Source organism: Clostridium sp. MCC353, from assembly GCF_018785315.1.
Lineage (GTDB): Bacteria > Bacillota > Clostridia > Lachnospirales > Lachnospiraceae > CHH4-2.
Window position 1 is genome coordinate 1 of sequence record NZ_WQPN01000021.1, and the last position, 18106, is coordinate 18106.

Genomic DNA, 18106 nt, shown 5'->3' on the forward strand with positions numbered 1-18106 from the left:
GAAATTGCTTTGCGCCATCCTTTGACGGCTCCAGACTTTCGTAAATCAGACCGCTTCTTACAAATGCATCCACAATCTCCTGATCCAAAAACCGGTTTTTCAACAGATAAGCATATACCCGCCGCATGTTGCTATTGGACGGCGGAAGCACAAACGGCGCCTTTATTCTTTCTTCTCTCTGGCTTTGTTTGTATCCTATCCCCTGCTCTCTATTTGCCGGATGACACGATTCTGATATCGTTCCGCCTCACGGGCTTTATGATAGGCATAATAAACTTCTCTGCTCACTTCCACACGTTCTCTCTGTACAATAATGGTATAAATCCTTTCTTCCGCCATAGGGCTTGTCCTCCAATTCTTGAAATTTGAAATGAAGAACAAGCCCGGCGGTGAACGACACCGGGTGTTACGGACAGAAACATCCGAAGATGATTCCTTATATCTGTCCCTTTTGTGTTTTAATTTGATTTATACTTCTGGGCTACAGCCATCCACAGATATCGCTGCTTTTAATAAGCAACGGCGCAGAAAACATCCAACGCAAAAAAATCCCCCCAAACATCTGCTACGCTTAGGGAGATTTGTTTTTTTAACCATGTTAACAAAACCCTCTCAGCACGGCTTTTTTTTGACGGGCTGTCAGGTCACATATATGTTAAATAATCTACATATCAGCTAATAAAGATTATAAAATACGTGAGGGGGATATTAGGGATGTTTTAGGGGAGAATTTAGGGAAGGGCTCGCCTTTTTTCGACAAAAAACCGAGAAGCTATTAACTCCTCGGCATAGTTTAAAATAATTTATTTTTACTATCATCAACAAAGCGATATCCAATTCCCCAGACGTTTTTAATGTATTCCCGGTTATAAGCTGTCATCTTTTTCCGAAGTGTTTTAATCTGGCTCTTAACCGCCTCATCCACATCGTATGTATTTTCATTATTCCAGACCATACCGTACAACTGCTCTCTGCTCAAGACCTGGCCTGCATGACTTGCCAAACAGAAAAGTAAATCAAATTCCTTGCGAGTTAGATTTAATTCTTCTCCGTCTAACATGGCAATTCTCCGTTCAGGATCAATAATTAGATCCATACCAAATGCCAATGTATAACATCTACTCTTTGGGAACTGTAAATTAATGTATAAGTCCATCAGCGATTCTGCCTGAGCCAGACATTCCTCTAATTCATACGGTTTTTCCAGGTATGCGAGGGCTCCTGCCTGGTAGGCAGATAGTTTGGACTCCTGCCCCGGTTTTGAGGATAGAACTAAAATTGGAATTGTTTTAGCCCTTCTCATGAATTTTAATAATTTCTGCCCGTCTGTTTCTGATAAAACGATGTCCATAATTACAAGACAGTATTCATGTTCCATGAATCGCTTCAGACCGTCAGACACAGAGTGTGCGTAATATACCTCAGTAGTTGCACTTTGTAAAGAATACTTAATTTGTCGGCAGACGTTTAAATCATCATCAATAATCAGAACCTTCTTTTTCATTCTCTCCCTCTTTTCTCATTTAATCTTCTAAGAAAAGACACTGCTTATTTGCAGTTTAACCTACTTGTATGAATTAATCGTACTATAGCCTTCGATCTTTCCTATCTGGATATGATACTTTAGATCACCTAAATTCTCTAATCTTCTTACCTCTAACCGTATTACTATTTTGAGGTTTTACCATTTTTTCACCCATTTGCTTATACAATCAGCATATTGTTACTTATGACCTTCTCAAACTGTTCCTTTTAACAATCTCTTATCAAATGATAAGCAGTATGCCGGACAAGAGTAGTTCGTTTTCCATCTCCTGTCCGTCATTTTTTATTTTTTAAGAACTTCCAGAATCATAACCCTTCAAAATAACATATATATAACAAAAAGATAAACAATCTCTAAACTCCACTTACATCCTATAAAGACTTCCCAAAATCTCTAAGTTCCTCCAACTTCTCCTCAGAACCATTCTCCTCCCCATGAGCAGTAAACATTCCCTTGCTTTCAAGCCCCAGGTAACCCAGGAAGTCTCCTTCAAAAGAAAATCTTGCACCGTCATACATATCCGGGTCCCCTGAACTCAAAATCATGGCAACCTTTTCTAAACGCATAGGTTTTTTAGGAAATGCTGATGCATAAAACCGGTCTATCACACATTTTAACTGCCCGGATATTCCGTGATAATAAATAGGCGATGCAATCACAAGCATATCTGTACTCTTCAGCAACTCATAAACCTCCTGCATATCATCTTTTTGAATACAGATTCCTTCCTGTTTTGTATGACAGTATTCACAGGCCAGACAGCCGCTTATTTTTTTGCGGCACACATCTATTACATCCACATGATGTCCTGTGGAAACTGCCCCCTCACAAAATGCCTCCACCATTTTCCGTGTATTCCCCTTAGGTCTGGGGCTTCCGTTTAATACTAGAATGTTCATGGCTCACCTCTCTGCTTATTCTACCTTTTATACAAATCCCCAAGTTATTCCGTTATCACAAAATCAGATTCATTCAGCCAAATCAATTCAATTCCTTCTGTTTTTCCCAGATTGCGGCTATACTTCTTATCTGTTTTATTGTTCCAGTGTTCGTGTACTCCCAGATTTGTAACTTTTTTTCCATATCCATCGAGATATTCTGCGCCAGACGGCGCATTTGCCACCATTCCCGCCTCGTGTAGATAATTTTCTACATCCGGATTATTCTTCAATGCACGATTGCGTTCTGTTACGGTGGGTTCATTCATCAGGAAATCCGCCCCTACCGAATCCAGTGCTACGGGGTCCTGGGAAAAAAACACGCTGGATGTATAATCGTTATGAAAAGGCGCCTGTTGCCATCGTGAATTCTCCCCCGTGATTGGAATACTCTCTCCTGGCGCACAGATAATTCCATCCAGTATATACAGAAACGTTTTTCCGCCCAACTGTCGGTTTGCCATTAAGTCAACCAATACGGTATATGCATCCATTCTGCTTTGAGATACATAGCGGTGAATACCGGCTGCTTCCGGCGCCCGCATCCGGTTAGAATTTAACAGTGAGCCAAAATGATTTTTTGCTGTCAGAGTAATTCCATATACATGTCCTTTTAAATTAGCAAAATTGATTAAGTAATCCGATTCTGTCACACAGGAGGGCAGATAATTCGTATCTCCGCTTACTTTTTGCGACCAGACAATGGGTGCATTTTTATCCGGTGTTGCATCCTGATCTCCTAATATGTCTCGGTAACAAAACTGGACACCGGACAAAACGCCCTGGCTGCAAAGTTCCTGCACATAATCCGGTATGATCCGCCCTGCGTCATAGACTGTAATATTCTCAGGCGAAACGCCTGCCTGGGTTACCAAAGATATTAACAGTGTTTTTAGCAGAACTGGATTCGTATAACTTTCTCTCGTTTCACCTTTAAAATCCTCACCATATGCGCCGGCTCCGTTCATATTGACCTTGACCGCAATTTTCTGTCCATTCTGATAACCGCCTTCTCTTCCCTGGGCTTCATTATGTGCCTCAAAAAGTGCGTCCCAACCAGCCTGTACTGCTGTTTCTCCTGCAAGATTTGCGATACCGTCATCTACCATGTTCTGAATCACGGTTTCATCAAAATGGCTTACCTCCCACCAGTATCCTTCCCCATCCCAATCGACCGATTGCGGGTTATAGGACCAGACCACACGTCCAGGCTTTGCCCCAATTCCGCTTCCATATGGTTCATGCCAGGGAAATACAGAATCATATAATTCCTGATTGGCAGAATCTTCCGTCTGTGTTCTTCCGGCTTCTACCAGTTTGATTTCCTTTATTTCCATTGTAATCTCCTTCGTTCCATCGTTTCGTCCCGCAAACTGACTACAGGCGGATACTGAAATCATGGTCAATAGCAGAATCATGCTAACTAATGCTCGTCTCATCGGAATCCTCCCTGTCCAACCATATCAATTACCAGGCCAAATACAGCAGACATGGCAATAGAAAATACGAAATATACGATAAAATTACGCATTCCTAATGCAATCTTTACCGCGCCCAGATTTGTAAGCTTCGTTGCCGGGCCGGCTATCATAAATGCCATGGCACTGCCCGTACTCATCCCCTCTCCAAGCCAGGCGGCAATCAAGGGAATCGTTCCTCCGCCGCAGGTGTAGAGAGGAACTCCCAGAGCCGCCGCCATTAGGGCTCCCAATCCTTGATTGGAGCCGAACAGATCCGCAATCCATGCTGACGGTACATATCGCTGATAAAGAGCCGTCAACAGAACCCCAAGCAGAAAATAGGGAAAAGTCACTTTGATATTGCGCCAGATATTTTTAAGAAAACGCAAAATCAAATTCGCATCCAAATCACGGTTTCCAGGAAGTTCAAACTCAGTAAAACAATAAAATTTCTTATTTTGAAAAAACAGACGTACCAATAGTCCGGCGATGCAGCCGCCTGCAAAGGAGACTGCCAGTCTAAGAAAGGCGATTTCTGTTCCAAGTGCAAAGGAATAGAAAAAAAGCTGAGGATTTAACAGAATGGAACTCATCATAAAGGCAGCAATCCAATCCTCCCTCATTCCGCTTTTTGAAAAGGAAGCCGCGATCGGGACCGTTCCATACATGCAGAGTGGGGACAGGATTCCCAGAGCCGATGCCGGAAGAATTCCCCAAACTCCAAAGCGCCAATTCTGCAGAGATACCATCCTTTCATGTATGTACTTCTTTAAAAAAACAGAGACAAAGGACCCTATCACAATTCCCAGCATCCAATAGCCTGCAATCTGCCGAAACTGCATATCAAAAAAGTACCAGATATAGATTAGCTCGCGCCGAATGATTTCCACTTTCTTCACTCCTTTGTCTCTGTTTTTGTCTCAATACTCCCATAATTACCTATGTCTCCGCATGACGCAGCGCCCCCTATTCCAAGGGCGGATATCTTCCTGTTATGGAAATTTTGCAGCACATAAAATCCTCTTATTTGACGATTATCAGCTCATATTCCCGTGTTCCAAGTCCGATTTTCTCCGCATGTTCCAGACAGCTGCGCCACTCTGATTCCGGCGTAGAATTGGTAAAATGGTCATGATGGTCATGGAAGTCTGGAGCGTTCATGTTATCCGACAATTTACTGTTTGGAAGTGGATTCGCTGCCATGCAGGCATCTACACATGCCTGATCCAAAGCTAGGGGATCAAAGGAGGCAAACATTCCGATATTGGGCAGAATGGGGGTATCATTCTCGCTGTGACAATCGCAGTGAGGAGACACATCTACTACCAGGGAAATGTGAAAATGCGGGCGTCCCTCAAGAACTGCTTTCGTATATTCCGCCATCCGGCAGTTCAGCTCTTTTGTAGCCGCATCATCATTAAATACAATGGCATCAAAGTTACAGGCCCCCAGACAGCGTCCGCAGCCTACACAGTTCTCTGCGTGAATGCTCATCTTTTTCTTATCCTCATGGAATTTTAATCCGTTATTGGCACATTCCCTTGCACACCGCTGACAGCCTCGGCACTGTTCTTCTATAATATGCGGTTTTCCGTTGCTATGCTGATCTTTCTTTCCGGCCCTGGAACCGCAGCCCATTCCGATATTTTTAATTGCCCCTCCAAAACCAGTCATTTCATGGCCTTTAAAATGAGTCAAACTAATGAAGATGTCGGCATCCATAATTGCATGACCGATTTTTGCTTCTTTCACGTATTCTCCACCAGGAACCGGAACGGCAATATCATCTGTACCTTTTAATCCATCCCCAATGAGAATCGGACAGCCTGCCGTTAACGGGGTAAATCCGTTTTCCCATGCACACTGGAGATGTTCCAGTGCATTTTTCCGACTGCCCGGATACAAGGTATTGCAATCGGTCAGAAAAGGATTCCCGCCAAGTTCTTTTACCACATCCACAACTGCCTTTGCGTAGTTCGGACGAAGATAACTGATATTCCCCAGTTCTCCAAAATGCAGCTTAATTGCTGCGAATTTGCCATCCATTTCAATCCTTTGAATTCCTGCACGTTTGATCAAACGTTTCAGTTTGGTCGGTAAACCTTCTCCCAATACAGTTCTAAAATCTGTAAAATATACGGTTGCTTTTTCCAATTTTACGCACTCCTTGCTTTTACTTTTTTATAGCATTTAGCAGTGTGGTATCGTCACACTGCTAAATTAGTTGTCTTTGTTCTCTTTTCTCTGAATAAACCTGTTAGTACTACGATTTCTGCTGTTTAACAGCTTTGGACTACATATTCCTCATAAGCTTTTATCCCGTCCCGCAGCCGTTTCAGACCCTCTGACAGCCGCTCTCCCGGACATGCTATGTTCAGCCGGAGAAATTGCCGACCGGCCTCTCCATAGGAAATCCCGGCTGATACGTATAATCCCGTCTCCTTTCGCAGATAACGGCTTAACTCCACGGCATCACCAATCACACGGCTGCAGTCCAGCCAGAGAAGGTAGGTTGCATGAGAGGGAACCAGCCGGACGTTTGGAAGCTCCTGCTCCAGAAAATTCTGTACCATCTTCCTGTTTCTTGCCAGATACTCCCGCAGTTCATCCAGCCATGTATCCCCCTTTGTAAATGCCGCGATGGCTGCGTCAATCGCAAAGGCATTGGGTTCCGCCACTTCATCGGTATTCAACGCACGGTCCATCTTATGTCTCACCGCTTCATTTGGCACTGCCACAGCGGCGGTCTGAAGTCCTGCCAAATTAAATGCTTTTGTGGGGGCAATGCAGGTAACACTGTTCTGGGCACAAATCTCTGACACAGAAGCAAATGGGGTATACTCATATCCGGGTTCTGTTAAATCACAGTGGATTTCGTCCGATAATACCAGCACATGATTATCTGTACACAACTCTCCGATTCTCGCAAGCTCTTCTCTGGTCCAGATAGACCCGGTGGGGTTGTGGGGATTGCAGAGAATCATCAGCGTGGTCTGCGGATCTTTCAGCTTGTTTTCTAAATCCTCCCAGTCAATTTGATATGCTCCCTCCCGGTACAGCAGCCTGTTTTCTACAATATTTCTTCCATTGTTGCGAATGGAATTGAAAAAAACATTGTAAACCGGAGTCTGTACCAGTACGTTTTCCCCTACCGCGGTCAACTTCCTGACAGCGCTGGAGATGGCCGGAACCACACCGGTACAAAAGATCAGCCAGTCTTGTTCCATCTTAAATCCGTGACGCCGTTCCCACCAGCCGCTTACCGCTTCCTTCCAGGCATCCGGCACAACGGTGTAACCAAAAATTCCGTGAGCCGCCCGTTTCTTCAGCGCCTCTGTGATCTCCGGAGCTGTCTCAAAGTCCATATCTGCCACCCACATGGGAAGTTCGTTCTCCGCCACATCCCATTTCAGGGAATTGGTTCCCCGCCGGTCCGTCAGTTTGTCAAAGTCATAGGTCATCTTAAACAGCCTCCTTTAAGGCGTCTGCTGTCTGAATCACGGTCTTTGCCACGTCCACCTTGTCAGCCTCCAGAATAAGCTCCCTGATTCCTTCCGCCCGAATACTTCCACCGCTGGGATTTAATACACTGTCGATGGTATTGTTAATCTCTGCATCCACTGTGGAATATTCAAATGCCAGAGTCGTGTTTAACAAACGGCAGTTTTTCATCACCAGATTGTCAATGTAGCACATTCCCTGATTGCTCTCGATGGTGCAGTTAATCAGCGTCAGATTCTTTGCGTTCCAGCCCAGATACTCGCCGGAAATAAAGGAATCGTAAACCGTCACGTTCTCGCTGTTCCAGAACGCATCCTTGGAAAGCATTTTCGCATGATGGATCTCCACGTTTTTCACTCCGTCAAAGGAGTAATTCCCCACCAGTTCAAACCCGTCAATTACCATGTTGCTGCTGTTCATGGCAAAGTAATCGCCTTTCGCCGTCACGTTTTTCATCTGAACCTGATTGCAGTTCCACAGAGTCTCTCCCGCATTCGGCATGGTGACATGATCCAGTGAGATTCCGCTGGCACGGCGGAAGGTCTTCGACGCTTCGATAATACAGTTTTTCATGGAAAGATTCTCCGTATACCAGATTCCAGCACGGCCCATCTCAAAGAGGATACAATCCTCCATCCTGATGTCGCGGCTGTACCAGAGCGGATATTTCCATTTGAACATACTTCCGTACAGTTCAATGTTTCTGCTTTCTTTTAAAGGAGATTCCCCATCGGCAAAGGTGGTATCGAAGATCTGTAAATCCTTTCCCTGAAATAAGGCCCTTTCCCCTGTTAAAAATTCCTGATGAATTGTTTTCATATGATTTCCCTTTCTGAACTTCATCTTTCAAATGTTACTATCACGCTTCCGCTTCCAAGCGTTTCGGAAAGTCCCGAAGGATTCTCCAGGCGTCCAATACGTGTATAGCTGTATGTAGTTTCAAAGTCTTCGTAAAATAACACCAGACAGCCTGAACCAAAGAGCATCAAATCTCCTGCATGAATGGTTCCGATTGCTTCTGCGGCGGTTGGCAGGGCTTCCGGCAGATAATTGTACTTTTCATTGCCATGAAGTTCCTCCATGGTGAGTTCCATAGGCAGCCGCGCCGTCAGTTCCTTTACTGTTTCATTGTCCTCCAGACGCACTGCGTAGGTCTTATCTCCAATCGAAATCTCCATGGTCATTTCCTGCTCCGCTTTCTGTGTGCTGCTATTCTCTGATTGCAGTTGTTCTGATGTCTCATCCAGCGCCTTTGTTTGTGCCCGCCCCGTCTCCGATTCTTTCCGGATGCTGGTATCTGAAGCAGTTTTATCTGTGACTGCGGATTCTGTAACAGTCATCTCCGTAACGGTCGCACCGGCTGTCTGAGCTGCGGACTTATGCTGCACGTCTCCGCATCCGGTTAAAAGAAGCAGGAGGATAAGACTCGCTCCAAGCATGTTGCGTTTCATGGTTGTACTCCCTCTAATATTGTCTAAATATTCCTGCCCATCTCATAGGCGGCGGATAGAATCTCCTGATGTTCTTCAATCTCTCTCTTTTTGTCTGCTCCGGTTCCCCGCACAACACCTGCAAGATGAGCCTTTTCAAAGCAGCTAACCCAGCCTTCCAGTCCTTTTACCGCGCCGTCCATGGAGGTTTGCTCCTCATCCGCAGACGTAGCCAGAAGGTAAATATCCCGGAATGCGTATTCTGTATGGAACAGCGGATTGGTACGGTCTAAGAGCGTCTTCATTTGGCCACTCATCTCATAGAAATAAATGGGGGTTGCAAATACCAGTACGTCCGCCTGCTTCATCTGCGCAACAATCCGCTCTGCGTCATCATGAATCACACACTTCTCTGTCGTCTGGCAGGCCAGACAGCCTCTGCAAAACTCAAGTTTTTTATCATACAAAACAATCTTTTTTGTTTCATGTCCGGCCTCATTGGCCCCTTTCATAAAAGCGTCCGCCAGAATCTCGGAATTTCCATCCTTTCTTGGGCTGGTGGATAAAACTAAGACCTTTTTACTCATCATCATTTACCTCTACTCTCAGTCTTTTTTTCTTTTTTCATTTGAAATACCAGATAATCCAGGCAGTCAATCTGCTTTTCATTTTTATGAACCTGTTCCAGAAGATTTCTTCTTTGCTTCTCCAACAGCTTCAGCTGTCCCTGCCGCTCCCCGCACTCTGTCATTTTCAGAAAACAGGTTACCATCTCATCGTCACAGCCTGCGTCCCTTAAATTTTGAATAACCGCCTCTGTATTTTCCATGTAATCCATTGTTCAGTCCCCTCTCTTTGCTACGCCATACGATGGAAAAACTCCGCCAGTTTGTCAAAAGGAATCCGGTCCCGTCTGTCATATAAGTCGATGTGCTCCGCATCCTCCACCACGTAGATTTCTTTCGGTTCTGCCGCCTTTGCATATGCATTTTCGCTGAAAAAGCGGGAATGAGCACGGTCACCTACAACAAAAAGAATAGGGCGTGGCGAAATCTCGTCAATATAATCCAGCAGCCGGAAGTTCATCATTGCCAAATCACTGGTCGTGGTGAAACCGCCTCTGGCATTGGGATGATGACCTCTTTTTACCGCATAGAACCGGAACCATTCCGCGCCCGGCTCCGGAATATCCTCCGGTACCTGTGGAAGTGGCTGCTCCGGAAAGCTTGGTACATATTCCGGATATCCATGTTCTGCATCCATCCATCTCTGCATGGAACACCGCTCCTTTACCGCCTGAATTTCTTCCCTGCTCATGTTTCCTCTCACTGCCGCACTCATATCATACATACTGACCGCCGCCACTGCCTTGATTCGTGTGTCACATTGAGCAGCCGACAAGGCAAATCCGCCGGAGCCGCAGATTCCGATGACTCCGATGGCCTCTCTGTCCACAAAGGGAAGCAGTCCAAGATAATCCACCGCCGCACTGAAGTTCTCCGTAAAAATATCCGGGGAGGATACGTGCCTCGGAAAACCGCCGGATTCTCCCATAAAGGACTGGTCGAAGGTCAGCACAACAAAACCCTTTTTCGCCAGCTCATTGCCATAAACACAAGGTCCCTGCTCCTTAACACCGCCGTAGGGCGCACCCACGATCAACGCAGAATGCCTGCTGTCCAAATTCATATCCGCTTTATAATACAATTCTCCCACTATATCCATTCCATAGCGGTTTTTATAAACCACCCTTTTTCTCTCTATGTTACTGCTTAATTCTAAGATGTGTCCGCTCATATTGATTCTCCTTTTTATCTATTCTAATTTCATGAAATAACATCCAGCTAACAAATTCATAAAGTTTTTCTAAACAATGGTAATCAGACTGTTCCTGTCATCTTAGGCGGAATGTCACGGAAACACTGCCTTCTCCCATTGCTTCTGCCAGACCAGCCGGGGTTGATATGTGTCCCAGTCGCGTATAGCGGTATGAGGTGCGGAAATCTTCATAAAACAGCACCAGACAATCAGAGCCAAACAGCATGAAATCACCTGCGTGAATCGTTCCAATGCTCTGTGCATCTGTCGGCAGTGCAGTCGGCAGATAATAGTATTTTTCACTGCCGTTCATTTCTCCCATAGTCACAGTCAGCGGGAAATGGGTAACAAGGGACTCTACCGATGCATTTGTAAGTAAATCAGCTTCAAATTCCCGTTCTCCTACCTGGATTATCACCTGAATCATGTTATTCTCCTCTGCTTCCGTCTCATCGGGCCTATCGTAATTTGCGTTTCTTACCTGCACACGCTGATTCTGCGTCCATGCTCCATCTGCATTGACCGCGTAACCGTCTGGAGTCGTCGTGCCGGAAAGCATCCAGCCCTGGCTGTCAAAATAGTAGCATTCCTCAATGTCGTCTTTATTTCCATCCAGCCAGTACCAGCCATTTTCTGCATAAATACCATCTTCGTTGGCATACCACCATCTGCCTTCATTCGGCACTGCCCCGGTTCTCCATTCTCCCGCAAATGCTGTTATCTGGGCAACGGTTCCCATAAATATCAGGGAACACAGTCCTGTCAATAAAAGTCTCTTCACCACGAATCCTCCTTCCGCCTAAAGAACAAATCTCTACAGCGCTTCCCCGTTGCTGGCAATCACCACCATGTACTGGCCGCCGCCCTGGATTACCGTCACAACCCCTTCTGTTTCCTTTAAGATATCCGTGTTTGCTTTCCCCTCATCCTTCAGCTTAAACCGAAGTCTGGTGACACAGTGGGTAAGGCTTTTTATATTCTCCCTGCCGCCCACATTCTGAATGATCATCCTTGCCAATCCATCATACTTGCTTGCCATCTCCTGTCCCCTCTCCTTTGCTTATAATTTGATACTACTTTTGTTTCTTTTATAAAGCCAGATTCCAAATGGAATCGACAATGCTTCCGCAGCTGCAAATCCCCACCAGATCATCGTTATATTCCCCAGATAAGCCCCCAAAAGCAGCATGGGAATCAGCAGAATCACCTGGCGCATAAAGGCAAGATACATGCTGTAGGTTCCATTTCCAAAGCCCTGGAAGATTGCCGCAAAAATAATACCTATGGAAGATACGAAGAAGCTGACCGACATGATTCTCACCGCCGGAACCCCAAGCCGCATCATCTGTTCCGATGCGTCAAACAGCAGAAGAATCTTATCCGGTATCAGTTCCAGTATGATTAAAATAACTGTCATGATAACAACCGCATAGAGGAATGCACATCGGATTGTCTCATGTATCCGTTTTTCCTTTTTTGCTCCATAATTGTAAGCGATAATCGGGATCAGGCCGTTGTTCATTCCCTGAACGCCAATCTGAGCTAAATTCTGTACCTTCAAAAGAATTCCGTAAATTGCCACCGCAGTGGAAGAAAACTGGTAAAGAATCGTGTTGATAAAGATTCCCATGACAGACATGATTCCCTGCATGATTGCAGTCGGTATTCCAACCTTCAGGATATTCACCACACATCTTCGTTGGATATGCAGTGTAAAGTGAATAGGAATTTCCTGATTCCGCCGGATGTTTAAATAGATTCCCAAAAGCCCGCCTGCAAGCTGTCCTGTCACCGTAGCAATGGCGGCTCCTGCCGTCCCCAGAGCCGGAAAACCAAAATATCCAAAGATCAGAATCGGGTCTAAAATCACATTCACAAGAGAGGCAGTGCCAAGTGTGGCGAGGAACAGCGTGGACTTCCCTGTCGCAATCAGAAACCGGTCAAACACCCACTGAATCATCTGCCCAAAGGAAAAAAGCATACAAATTTGAATATATGCGGTTCCATACCGAGCAATAGTTTCGTTCCCGCCCGCCTGCCATGAAAAGTAGGGTTTTACTGCCAGCAGACAGACCACTACATTAATCAGATACGCTCCGAATGCCATCACAATGGCTGCGGAAGCCGTCCTCTTTACTTCTTCTCTTTTTTTCTCTCCCATTGCCTTGGATACCATTGCATTTAATCCTACGGCCAGTCCGCAGCCAAGGGCAATCATAATCATCTGCAGCGGCGCCGCCAGAGAAATTCCTGTCAGCGCATCCTCACTGACATGAGAGACAAAAATGCTGTCCACCAGATTATAAAGGTTGTTCACCAGCAGCGATATAATCAGAGGGATGGATGTCTTTATAATCAACCGGGGGATTGGCACAGTCCCCATCATACTTTCGTTCATTGTGTTGTTCCTCCGCTTCTTTCTTTGATGTCTTAATTGTAATACGGAACTAATCACATATCAAATACTTATATTAAATACAATCCTATACTTGACAGGCATGGATTTGATTCAGTATAATAAAGCTACAAAAAACAGCTACGATACAATTAAAATCAAAGTAACCAGAATGGAGGCAGCCCATGGATTTACGCGTTTTAAGATATTTTATGGCTGTTACCAGGGAGGAAAGCATCTCAGGGGCCGCCGAGTCCCTCCACATGACACAGCCTACCCTGTCGCGGCAGTTAATGGATTTAGAAGATGAAATTGGCAAGAAACTATTAATTCGGGGGAACCGGAGAATCACATTAACAGAGGAGGGAATGCTTTTACGCAAACGTGCGGCGGAGATTCTTGACCTGGTAGATAAGACGGAAGCTGAACTGACAGCGCCGGATGAGGCGGTAAGCGGAGATATCTACATCGGAGGAGGCGAAACGGATGCCATGCGCCTGATTGCCAGAATCGCTACCGATCTGCAAAAATCCTGTCCCAATATCTGCTATCATTTATACAGCGGGAACGCAGATGATGTCACGGAACGGTTGGACAAAGGACTTCTGGATTTTGGAATTCTCATCGAGCCGGCAGATATGAAGAAATACGATTATATCCGGATTCCTGCTACCGACACCTGGGGACTCTTAATGCCCAAAGACTGCCCATTGGCTTCTCACGATTTTATCCGCCCTGAGGACATCTGGAATCTTCCTCTAATTACCTCCCGGCAAAATACGGTCAGCAATGAGTTCTCCGGCTGGCTTAAAAAGGACTTTGGAAAGTTGAATATCGTTTCCACCTATAACCTGGTATACAATGCATCTCTCATGGTAGAGGAAGGGCTGGGATATGCCTTATGCCTTGACAAATTGGTCAATACGTCTGAGTATAGCCGTTTGTGTTTCCGTCCTCTGAAACCTAAAATGGAAGCCCATTTAGACATAGTTTGGAAGAAATATCAGCTTTTTTCCCGTGCTGCAGACTTATTTTTGAGCAGGGTGCAGGACGCATTCCATGGTGGTGAATGATATGTGGATTCCATTTTTTCATAACGAAGGGCAGGTTTTTATCCCTGCCCTTCGTCATGCCTGCTTTTTTTATCTATATTTTCTCACATACTTTCTCTAAAAATCTCCAGAATTTCGTCCCGGGTCAGCACTTTATAGCATCCCTCCATTACAAGGGTACGATGATTCTCGCCAGTGCGTCATATTTACTTGCCATAGCCCTTCTCTACAATTTCAACTTCGTTTTTGCTAGTCATTTCACCCTGATTACTGCTCGTCTCATCAGTCTTGCCACTGATTGATTCAAATCTTCTTCTCCCTGTTATTTCCCAAAGTATCTTCTAATTTCTTCCATTCGTTCCATCTGCATCACCTTAAAGGGGCATCTTTTATTGCAGTGTCCGCAGCCGATGCAGTCTGACGCTGTCTTTTCCAAGGTCAGATAATGTTCCCTTGCCAGGGTATCCCCCAGCAACGTCAGATCATAATATTTATTAATCAGCCCGATATCAAGACCAGCCGGGCATGGATGGCAATGCCGGCAGTACACACACCTTCCGATTGATTCTTCCGGTGTAAGGGAACGAATCACCGAATAATCCCGCTCCTCTTCTGTTGTATCAAAATAGGACAGTATTTCCTCCAGCTCCCGTTTGCTGCCGGGACCTCCAAGAACTGTCAGAACGCCCGGTTTATCAAGTGCATACTGGATACACTGCGCTGTGGTCAACGCATGATGAAACGGGGATTTTTTTGCATCCAGGAGCTGTCCCGCATTAAAAGGCTTCATAACCGAGATGCCAACGCCCTCCTTTTCGCAGCGGCGGTACAGCTTCTGTCTTTCCCCGCCGCTTCCGATTGCGAAGTCTCCCTGCCCATAGTCATACATGGGATTGATGGAAAACATCAGCATATCAAGAATCTTCTTGTCCAGCACCAGATTGGCCAGCTCCGGCGCATGGGTGGAAAGACCGATGTGCCTTACCACCCCCTGCGCCTTTAAATCCTGGATGAACTTAAGTACCCCATCCCTTTCATAAGTAATCAAATCCCGCTCTTCATCCAGACAATGAATAAATCCAAAATCAATATAATCTGTATTCAGATACTTAAGCTGCCAGTCGATGGACTTTTTTACTGTATTCAGATTCGTTGTCCAGCCATATTCGCCGGTTACATAGTTTGCCCCGAAATGCACTTGCAGCATGGCCTCTTTTCTTCGCCCTTCCAAGGCTTTCCCAAAGGCTGGAAAAATGCTTGCGTGCCCGCCGGCCATATCAAAATAATTGATTCCTGCATCCAGTGCAGACTGTACGGTTTCAATGATCTCCTTTTCCGGCCGTTCACCGATTACAGAAGTCCCTATGCCAATCACACTTATTTGTTCCTCTCCATGAGGCAATTTACGATATTCCATACAAGCACCGCCTTTCCGTTACATTGCCTGAATTAACACATTCCGTATATCCTCCCTGGAAAGCACTTTATAACCACCTTCCATAATCAGCGTGCCGTTTACGATATCATCCAGCATTTCAGATGTTACGCCGATTTCTGAAAGTTTCATCGCAAGTCCAAGATCTTTCATCCACGCTTCCATGGCGGTCAAACCCTCTTTGGCAACCTGTTTATCTGTCTTTCCGGCAGGAGAAACATTCCATACATTGACAGCAAAACGAACAAATTTTTGAATGCCATAAGGCATAATCATATTATAGTACGGCAGAGAAACTGCTGATAACGTCATACCGTGGGTTGCATTGCTGCACGCCCCCACCGATTGTCCAAGCATATGCACCATCCAGTCAGTGCTTTTCCCTCTTGAAACAAGTGTGTTTAAGGCCCAGGTAGCCGTCCACATAATATTGCTTCTGGCCTCATAATCGCCTGGAGTTTGAATCGCAATACGGCTGGAATGAATCACGCTTTTCATCAGACCTTCGCTGATATAGTCGCTTGTATTGTCATCCTCTCCGGAAAAATACTGTTCGCTGATATGATTGAATAGATCATAGATACCTGCAACCATCTGATATTCCGGGAGACTCATCGTATATCTTGGATTTAAGATAGAAAATCTCGGTATAACCGCTTCATCCGCAAACACATGACCGATTTTCAATTTCTTTTCAGGATAAGTGATGACTGCGCCTGCGTTCATCTCCGAACCTGTGCCAACCATTGTAAGTACCGCTCCTACCGGAACAACTTCACAGGTTGGCTCCTCAAACCGGGCATAGTATTTCTCCCAGGGATCTTCCTCGCAGTGAATGGAAACAGACAGAGCTTTTGCATAGTCCACCACAGATCCTCCGCCCACAGCAAGAATAAAATCAACCTTGTTTTTCCTTGCGATTTCAATGCCCTCATACAGTTTGTGAATAGTAGGGTTAGGCATAACGCCCGCTATCTCCGCAACGATTTTACCTGCTGAATTCAAAATGCCGATAACCTCATCGTAAATGCCATTTTTCTTGATGGAGCCGCCCCCGTAGACAAGGGCGACATGATTACCATATTTTTCAAGTTCAACAGACAAATTTCCAAGGGCCTCTTCACCGAAATACAATTTTGTAGGGTTACAGTATGAAAAATTTCCTAACATAAAATAGTCCTCTAGTCATCTGTCTGCTTAATTAATAATCGTATACCGAAGCCAAACTGCACCATCTTCATATACCTTTACATCTTTTAATGCCAAAGGAATTAGCTCTTGATCCATCGGGAAGCCATCGAATACTGCCGGCATTCCTTTTCTTCCGTCAATCCCAAGGCCAATCAGAATACTGATTTCATCCAGTAATCCTGCGTTAAGAAACGCGCTGTTTATTGCCGCACCGCCGACAATGCCCATCCTTTTCACGCCAAAATTTTCTGCAAGTATTGCGGCTGCACGGGCGAGATCAATTTTTTCTTTTCCGCAGGCAATCCAGGAAATATTTTTTGAATCAAGATAATCTAAGTAATCCTTAGAAACCTGCTCTGAAGTAATAATCAGATGTGGTTTGCCGTATGCTGAATCATCATCCCACAAAAGAGTGCCCTTTGTGTCAACAATCACTTCATAACTGTCAGCCTCTGTCTTTCGGGAAAAATCTTCTTTTCCGAATATCTCACTGCATTCAGAGTGAAATTCACCCGGCAACGCCAATTCCAACTGGGCTGTTACTCTTCCACTTAATGTAGTGGGTACTTCCAATGCATTCAGCGTCTTGTAATACTCATTTACACCAATCAGTTTTCCTGTCATGTCACAATCAATCCGGCTGTCAACCGATGTCATCATATGACATACAATATAAGGCTTATTCATCTATATTCCACCTCCTGTGCTGCGCCTGTTACTAAAGCAACTTTACCTTTAAATGTGATTTCCATAAAAAATCCTCCTTGACTTTTGATTGACTTTAGTCTAACATTAAAGTTGAGTTTAAAGTCAAGGTTTTTTGAAAATCTTTTTAAGATATTATCATACATAGGGGGACTTCAATATGGAAGCAGGAAGTTATACAATTAAAGACGCAGCAAAAATGATGGGGGTTCCAACCAGCACTATTCGCTATTATGACAAAGAAGGGCTGCTCCCTTTTATGGAAAGACGGGAATCCGGCTATCGAATTTTTACAGAAAAGGATATTGCCACACTTCGCATTATTGATTGTCTCAAAAAAACAGGAATGCCAATTAAAGAAATCCGCCAATTTAGTGAATGGCTTGAACAGGGCGATGATTCTTTACAGCAACGATACGAAATGTTCTTAGAACGAAAACGGATTGTGGAAGCACAGCTTTCCGAATTACAGGAAATTTTAGATACAATCAACTATAAATGCTGGTACTATGAAACAGCCATTGCAGCCGGTACGGAAAAAATTCATACCGAAAAAGAAATCCCGGATGGAAAGTTAGCCTGCGAGATATAAAAAAGAAGGAGGCTAAAACTTAGCGTTGCTGAGAAAATACCCT

19 protein-coding genes and 1 pseudogene are annotated in these 18106 nt (G+C 44.9%); 2 read left to right on the forward strand and 18 right to left on the reverse strand.

Annotated features, from left to right (window positions below; translation table 11 throughout):
• Nucleotides 1-195: 195 nt before the first annotated feature.
• From GPL15_RS05075 to GPL15_RS05145, 15 genes and pseudogenes are all read right to left on the reverse strand, one after another.
• Complete coding sequence (locus GPL15_RS05075) at nucleotides 196-339, reverse strand: hypothetical protein (protein WP_252198106.1); 144 nt, start codon at nucleotides 337-339, stop codon at nucleotides 196-198.
• A 454-nt stretch (nucleotides 340-793) separates the two neighbouring features.
• Nucleotides 794-1504, reverse strand: coding sequence for a response regulator transcription factor (locus GPL15_RS05080; protein WP_215696624.1), 711 nt, complete (start codon nucleotides 1502-1504; stop codon nucleotides 794-796).
• Nucleotides 1505-1917: 413 nt separating this feature from the next.
• The gene (locus tag GPL15_RS05085; protein ID WP_215696626.1) at nucleotides 1918-2445 is read right to left on the reverse strand and encodes a flavodoxin family protein; all 528 of its coding nucleotides are present in this window, start codon (nucleotides 2443-2445) and stop codon (nucleotides 1918-1920) included.
• A gap of 44 nt (nucleotides 2446-2489) precedes the next feature.
• Entirely contained in the window at nucleotides 2490-3923 is a 1434-nt protein-coding gene (locus tag GPL15_RS05090; RefSeq protein WP_215696628.1) for a DUF362 domain-containing protein, read from the reverse strand.
• Entirely contained in the window at nucleotides 3920-4834 is a 915-nt protein-coding gene (locus tag GPL15_RS05095; RefSeq protein ID WP_346344895.1) for a permease, read from the reverse strand. Before GPL15_RS05095 ends, GPL15_RS05090 begins: the two co-directional genes overlap by 4 nt.
• 133 nt (nucleotides 4835-4967) lie before the next feature.
• Entirely contained in the window at nucleotides 4968-6098 is a 1131-nt protein-coding gene (locus tag GPL15_RS05100) for a DUF362 domain-containing protein (protein WP_215696630.1), read from the reverse strand.
• A 125-nt stretch (nucleotides 6099-6223) separates the two neighbouring features.
• Nucleotides 6224-7405, reverse strand: a complete 1182-nt coding sequence (locus GPL15_RS05105; protein ID WP_215696632.1) for a MalY/PatB family protein — start codon at nucleotides 7403-7405, stop codon at nucleotides 6224-6226.
• A 1-nt stretch (nucleotide 7406) separates the two neighbouring features.
• Complete coding sequence (locus GPL15_RS05110) at nucleotides 7407-8264, reverse strand: DUF3737 family protein (RefSeq protein ID WP_215696633.1); 858 nt, start codon at nucleotides 8262-8264, stop codon at nucleotides 7407-7409.
• A gap of 20 nt (nucleotides 8265-8284) precedes the next feature.
• Nucleotides 8285-8896, reverse strand: coding sequence for a cyclophilin-like fold protein (locus tag GPL15_RS27275; RefSeq protein ID WP_252198107.1), 612 nt, complete (start codon nucleotides 8894-8896; stop codon nucleotides 8285-8287).
• A 23-nt stretch (nucleotides 8897-8919) separates the two neighbouring features.
• A complete protein-coding gene (locus tag GPL15_RS05120; protein ID WP_346344896.1) occupies nucleotides 8920-9468 on the reverse strand; it encodes a flavodoxin family protein in 549 nt (182 codons plus the stop codon).
• The gene (locus GPL15_RS05125) at nucleotides 9465-9713 is read right to left on the reverse strand and encodes a hypothetical protein (protein ID WP_215696634.1); all 249 of its coding nucleotides are present in this window, start codon (nucleotides 9711-9713) and stop codon (nucleotides 9465-9467) included. The genes GPL15_RS05120 and GPL15_RS05125 overlap by 4 nt, the downstream gene beginning before the upstream one ends.
• A 20-nt stretch (nucleotides 9714-9733) precedes the next feature.
• Entirely contained in the window at nucleotides 9734-10672 is a 939-nt protein-coding gene (locus tag GPL15_RS05130) for an alpha/beta hydrolase (protein ID WP_215696636.1), read from the reverse strand.
• A gap of 97 nt (nucleotides 10673-10769) precedes the next feature.
• Nucleotides 10770-11474: a cyclophilin-like fold protein gene (locus GPL15_RS27900; RefSeq protein ID WP_346344897.1), complete on the reverse strand. Its 705-nt coding sequence runs from the start codon at nucleotides 11472-11474 to the stop codon at nucleotides 10770-10772.
• Nucleotides 11475-11522: 48 nt separating this feature from the next.
• A pseudogene (locus GPL15_RS05140) lies at nucleotides 11523-11732 on the reverse strand (PTS transporter subunit EIIB); the annotation flags it as partial.
• A 21-nt stretch (nucleotides 11733-11753) separates the two neighbouring features.
• Entirely contained in the window at nucleotides 11754-13091 is a 1338-nt protein-coding gene (locus tag GPL15_RS05145) for an MATE family efflux transporter (protein ID WP_215696638.1), read from the reverse strand.
• 182 nt (nucleotides 13092-13273) lie between these two features.
• Between GPL15_RS05145 and GPL15_RS05150 the strand changes: the two genes are divergently transcribed.
• Nucleotides 13274-14161 carry a LysR family transcriptional regulator gene (locus GPL15_RS05150; protein ID WP_215696640.1) on the forward strand — a complete coding sequence of 296 codons (888 nt, stop codon included), beginning with the start codon at nucleotides 13274-13276 and terminating at the stop codon, nucleotides 14159-14161.
• Nucleotides 14162-14462: 301 nt separating this feature from the next.
• Here GPL15_RS05150 and GPL15_RS05155 read toward each other — a convergent pair whose 3' ends face one another.
• Genes GPL15_RS05155 through GPL15_RS05165 form a run of 3 tightly spaced genes read right to left on the reverse strand, consistent with a single transcriptional unit; the run spans nucleotide 14463 to nucleotide 17453 of the window.
• Entirely contained in the window at nucleotides 14463-15557 is a 1095-nt protein-coding gene (locus GPL15_RS05155) for an aldo/keto reductase (protein ID WP_215696642.1), read from the reverse strand.
• Between the two features lie 18 nt (nucleotides 15558-15575).
• Nucleotides 15576-16745 (reverse strand): iron-containing alcohol dehydrogenase, encoded by a 1170-nt coding sequence (locus GPL15_RS05160; RefSeq protein WP_215696644.1) that lies wholly within the window; start codon nucleotides 16743-16745, stop codon nucleotides 15576-15578.
• A gap of 27 nt (nucleotides 16746-16772) precedes the next feature.
• Entirely contained in the window at nucleotides 16773-17453 is a 681-nt protein-coding gene (locus GPL15_RS05165; protein ID WP_215696646.1) for a dihydrofolate reductase family protein, read from the reverse strand.
• A 178-nt stretch (nucleotides 17454-17631) separates the two neighbouring features.
• Here GPL15_RS05165 and GPL15_RS05170 point away from each other — a divergent pair, with 178 nt between their 5' ends.
• Entirely contained in the window at nucleotides 17632-18063 is a 432-nt protein-coding gene (locus GPL15_RS05170; RefSeq protein ID WP_215696648.1) for a MerR family transcriptional regulator, read from the forward strand.
• The last annotated feature ends 43 nt before the right edge of the window (nucleotides 18064-18106 follow it).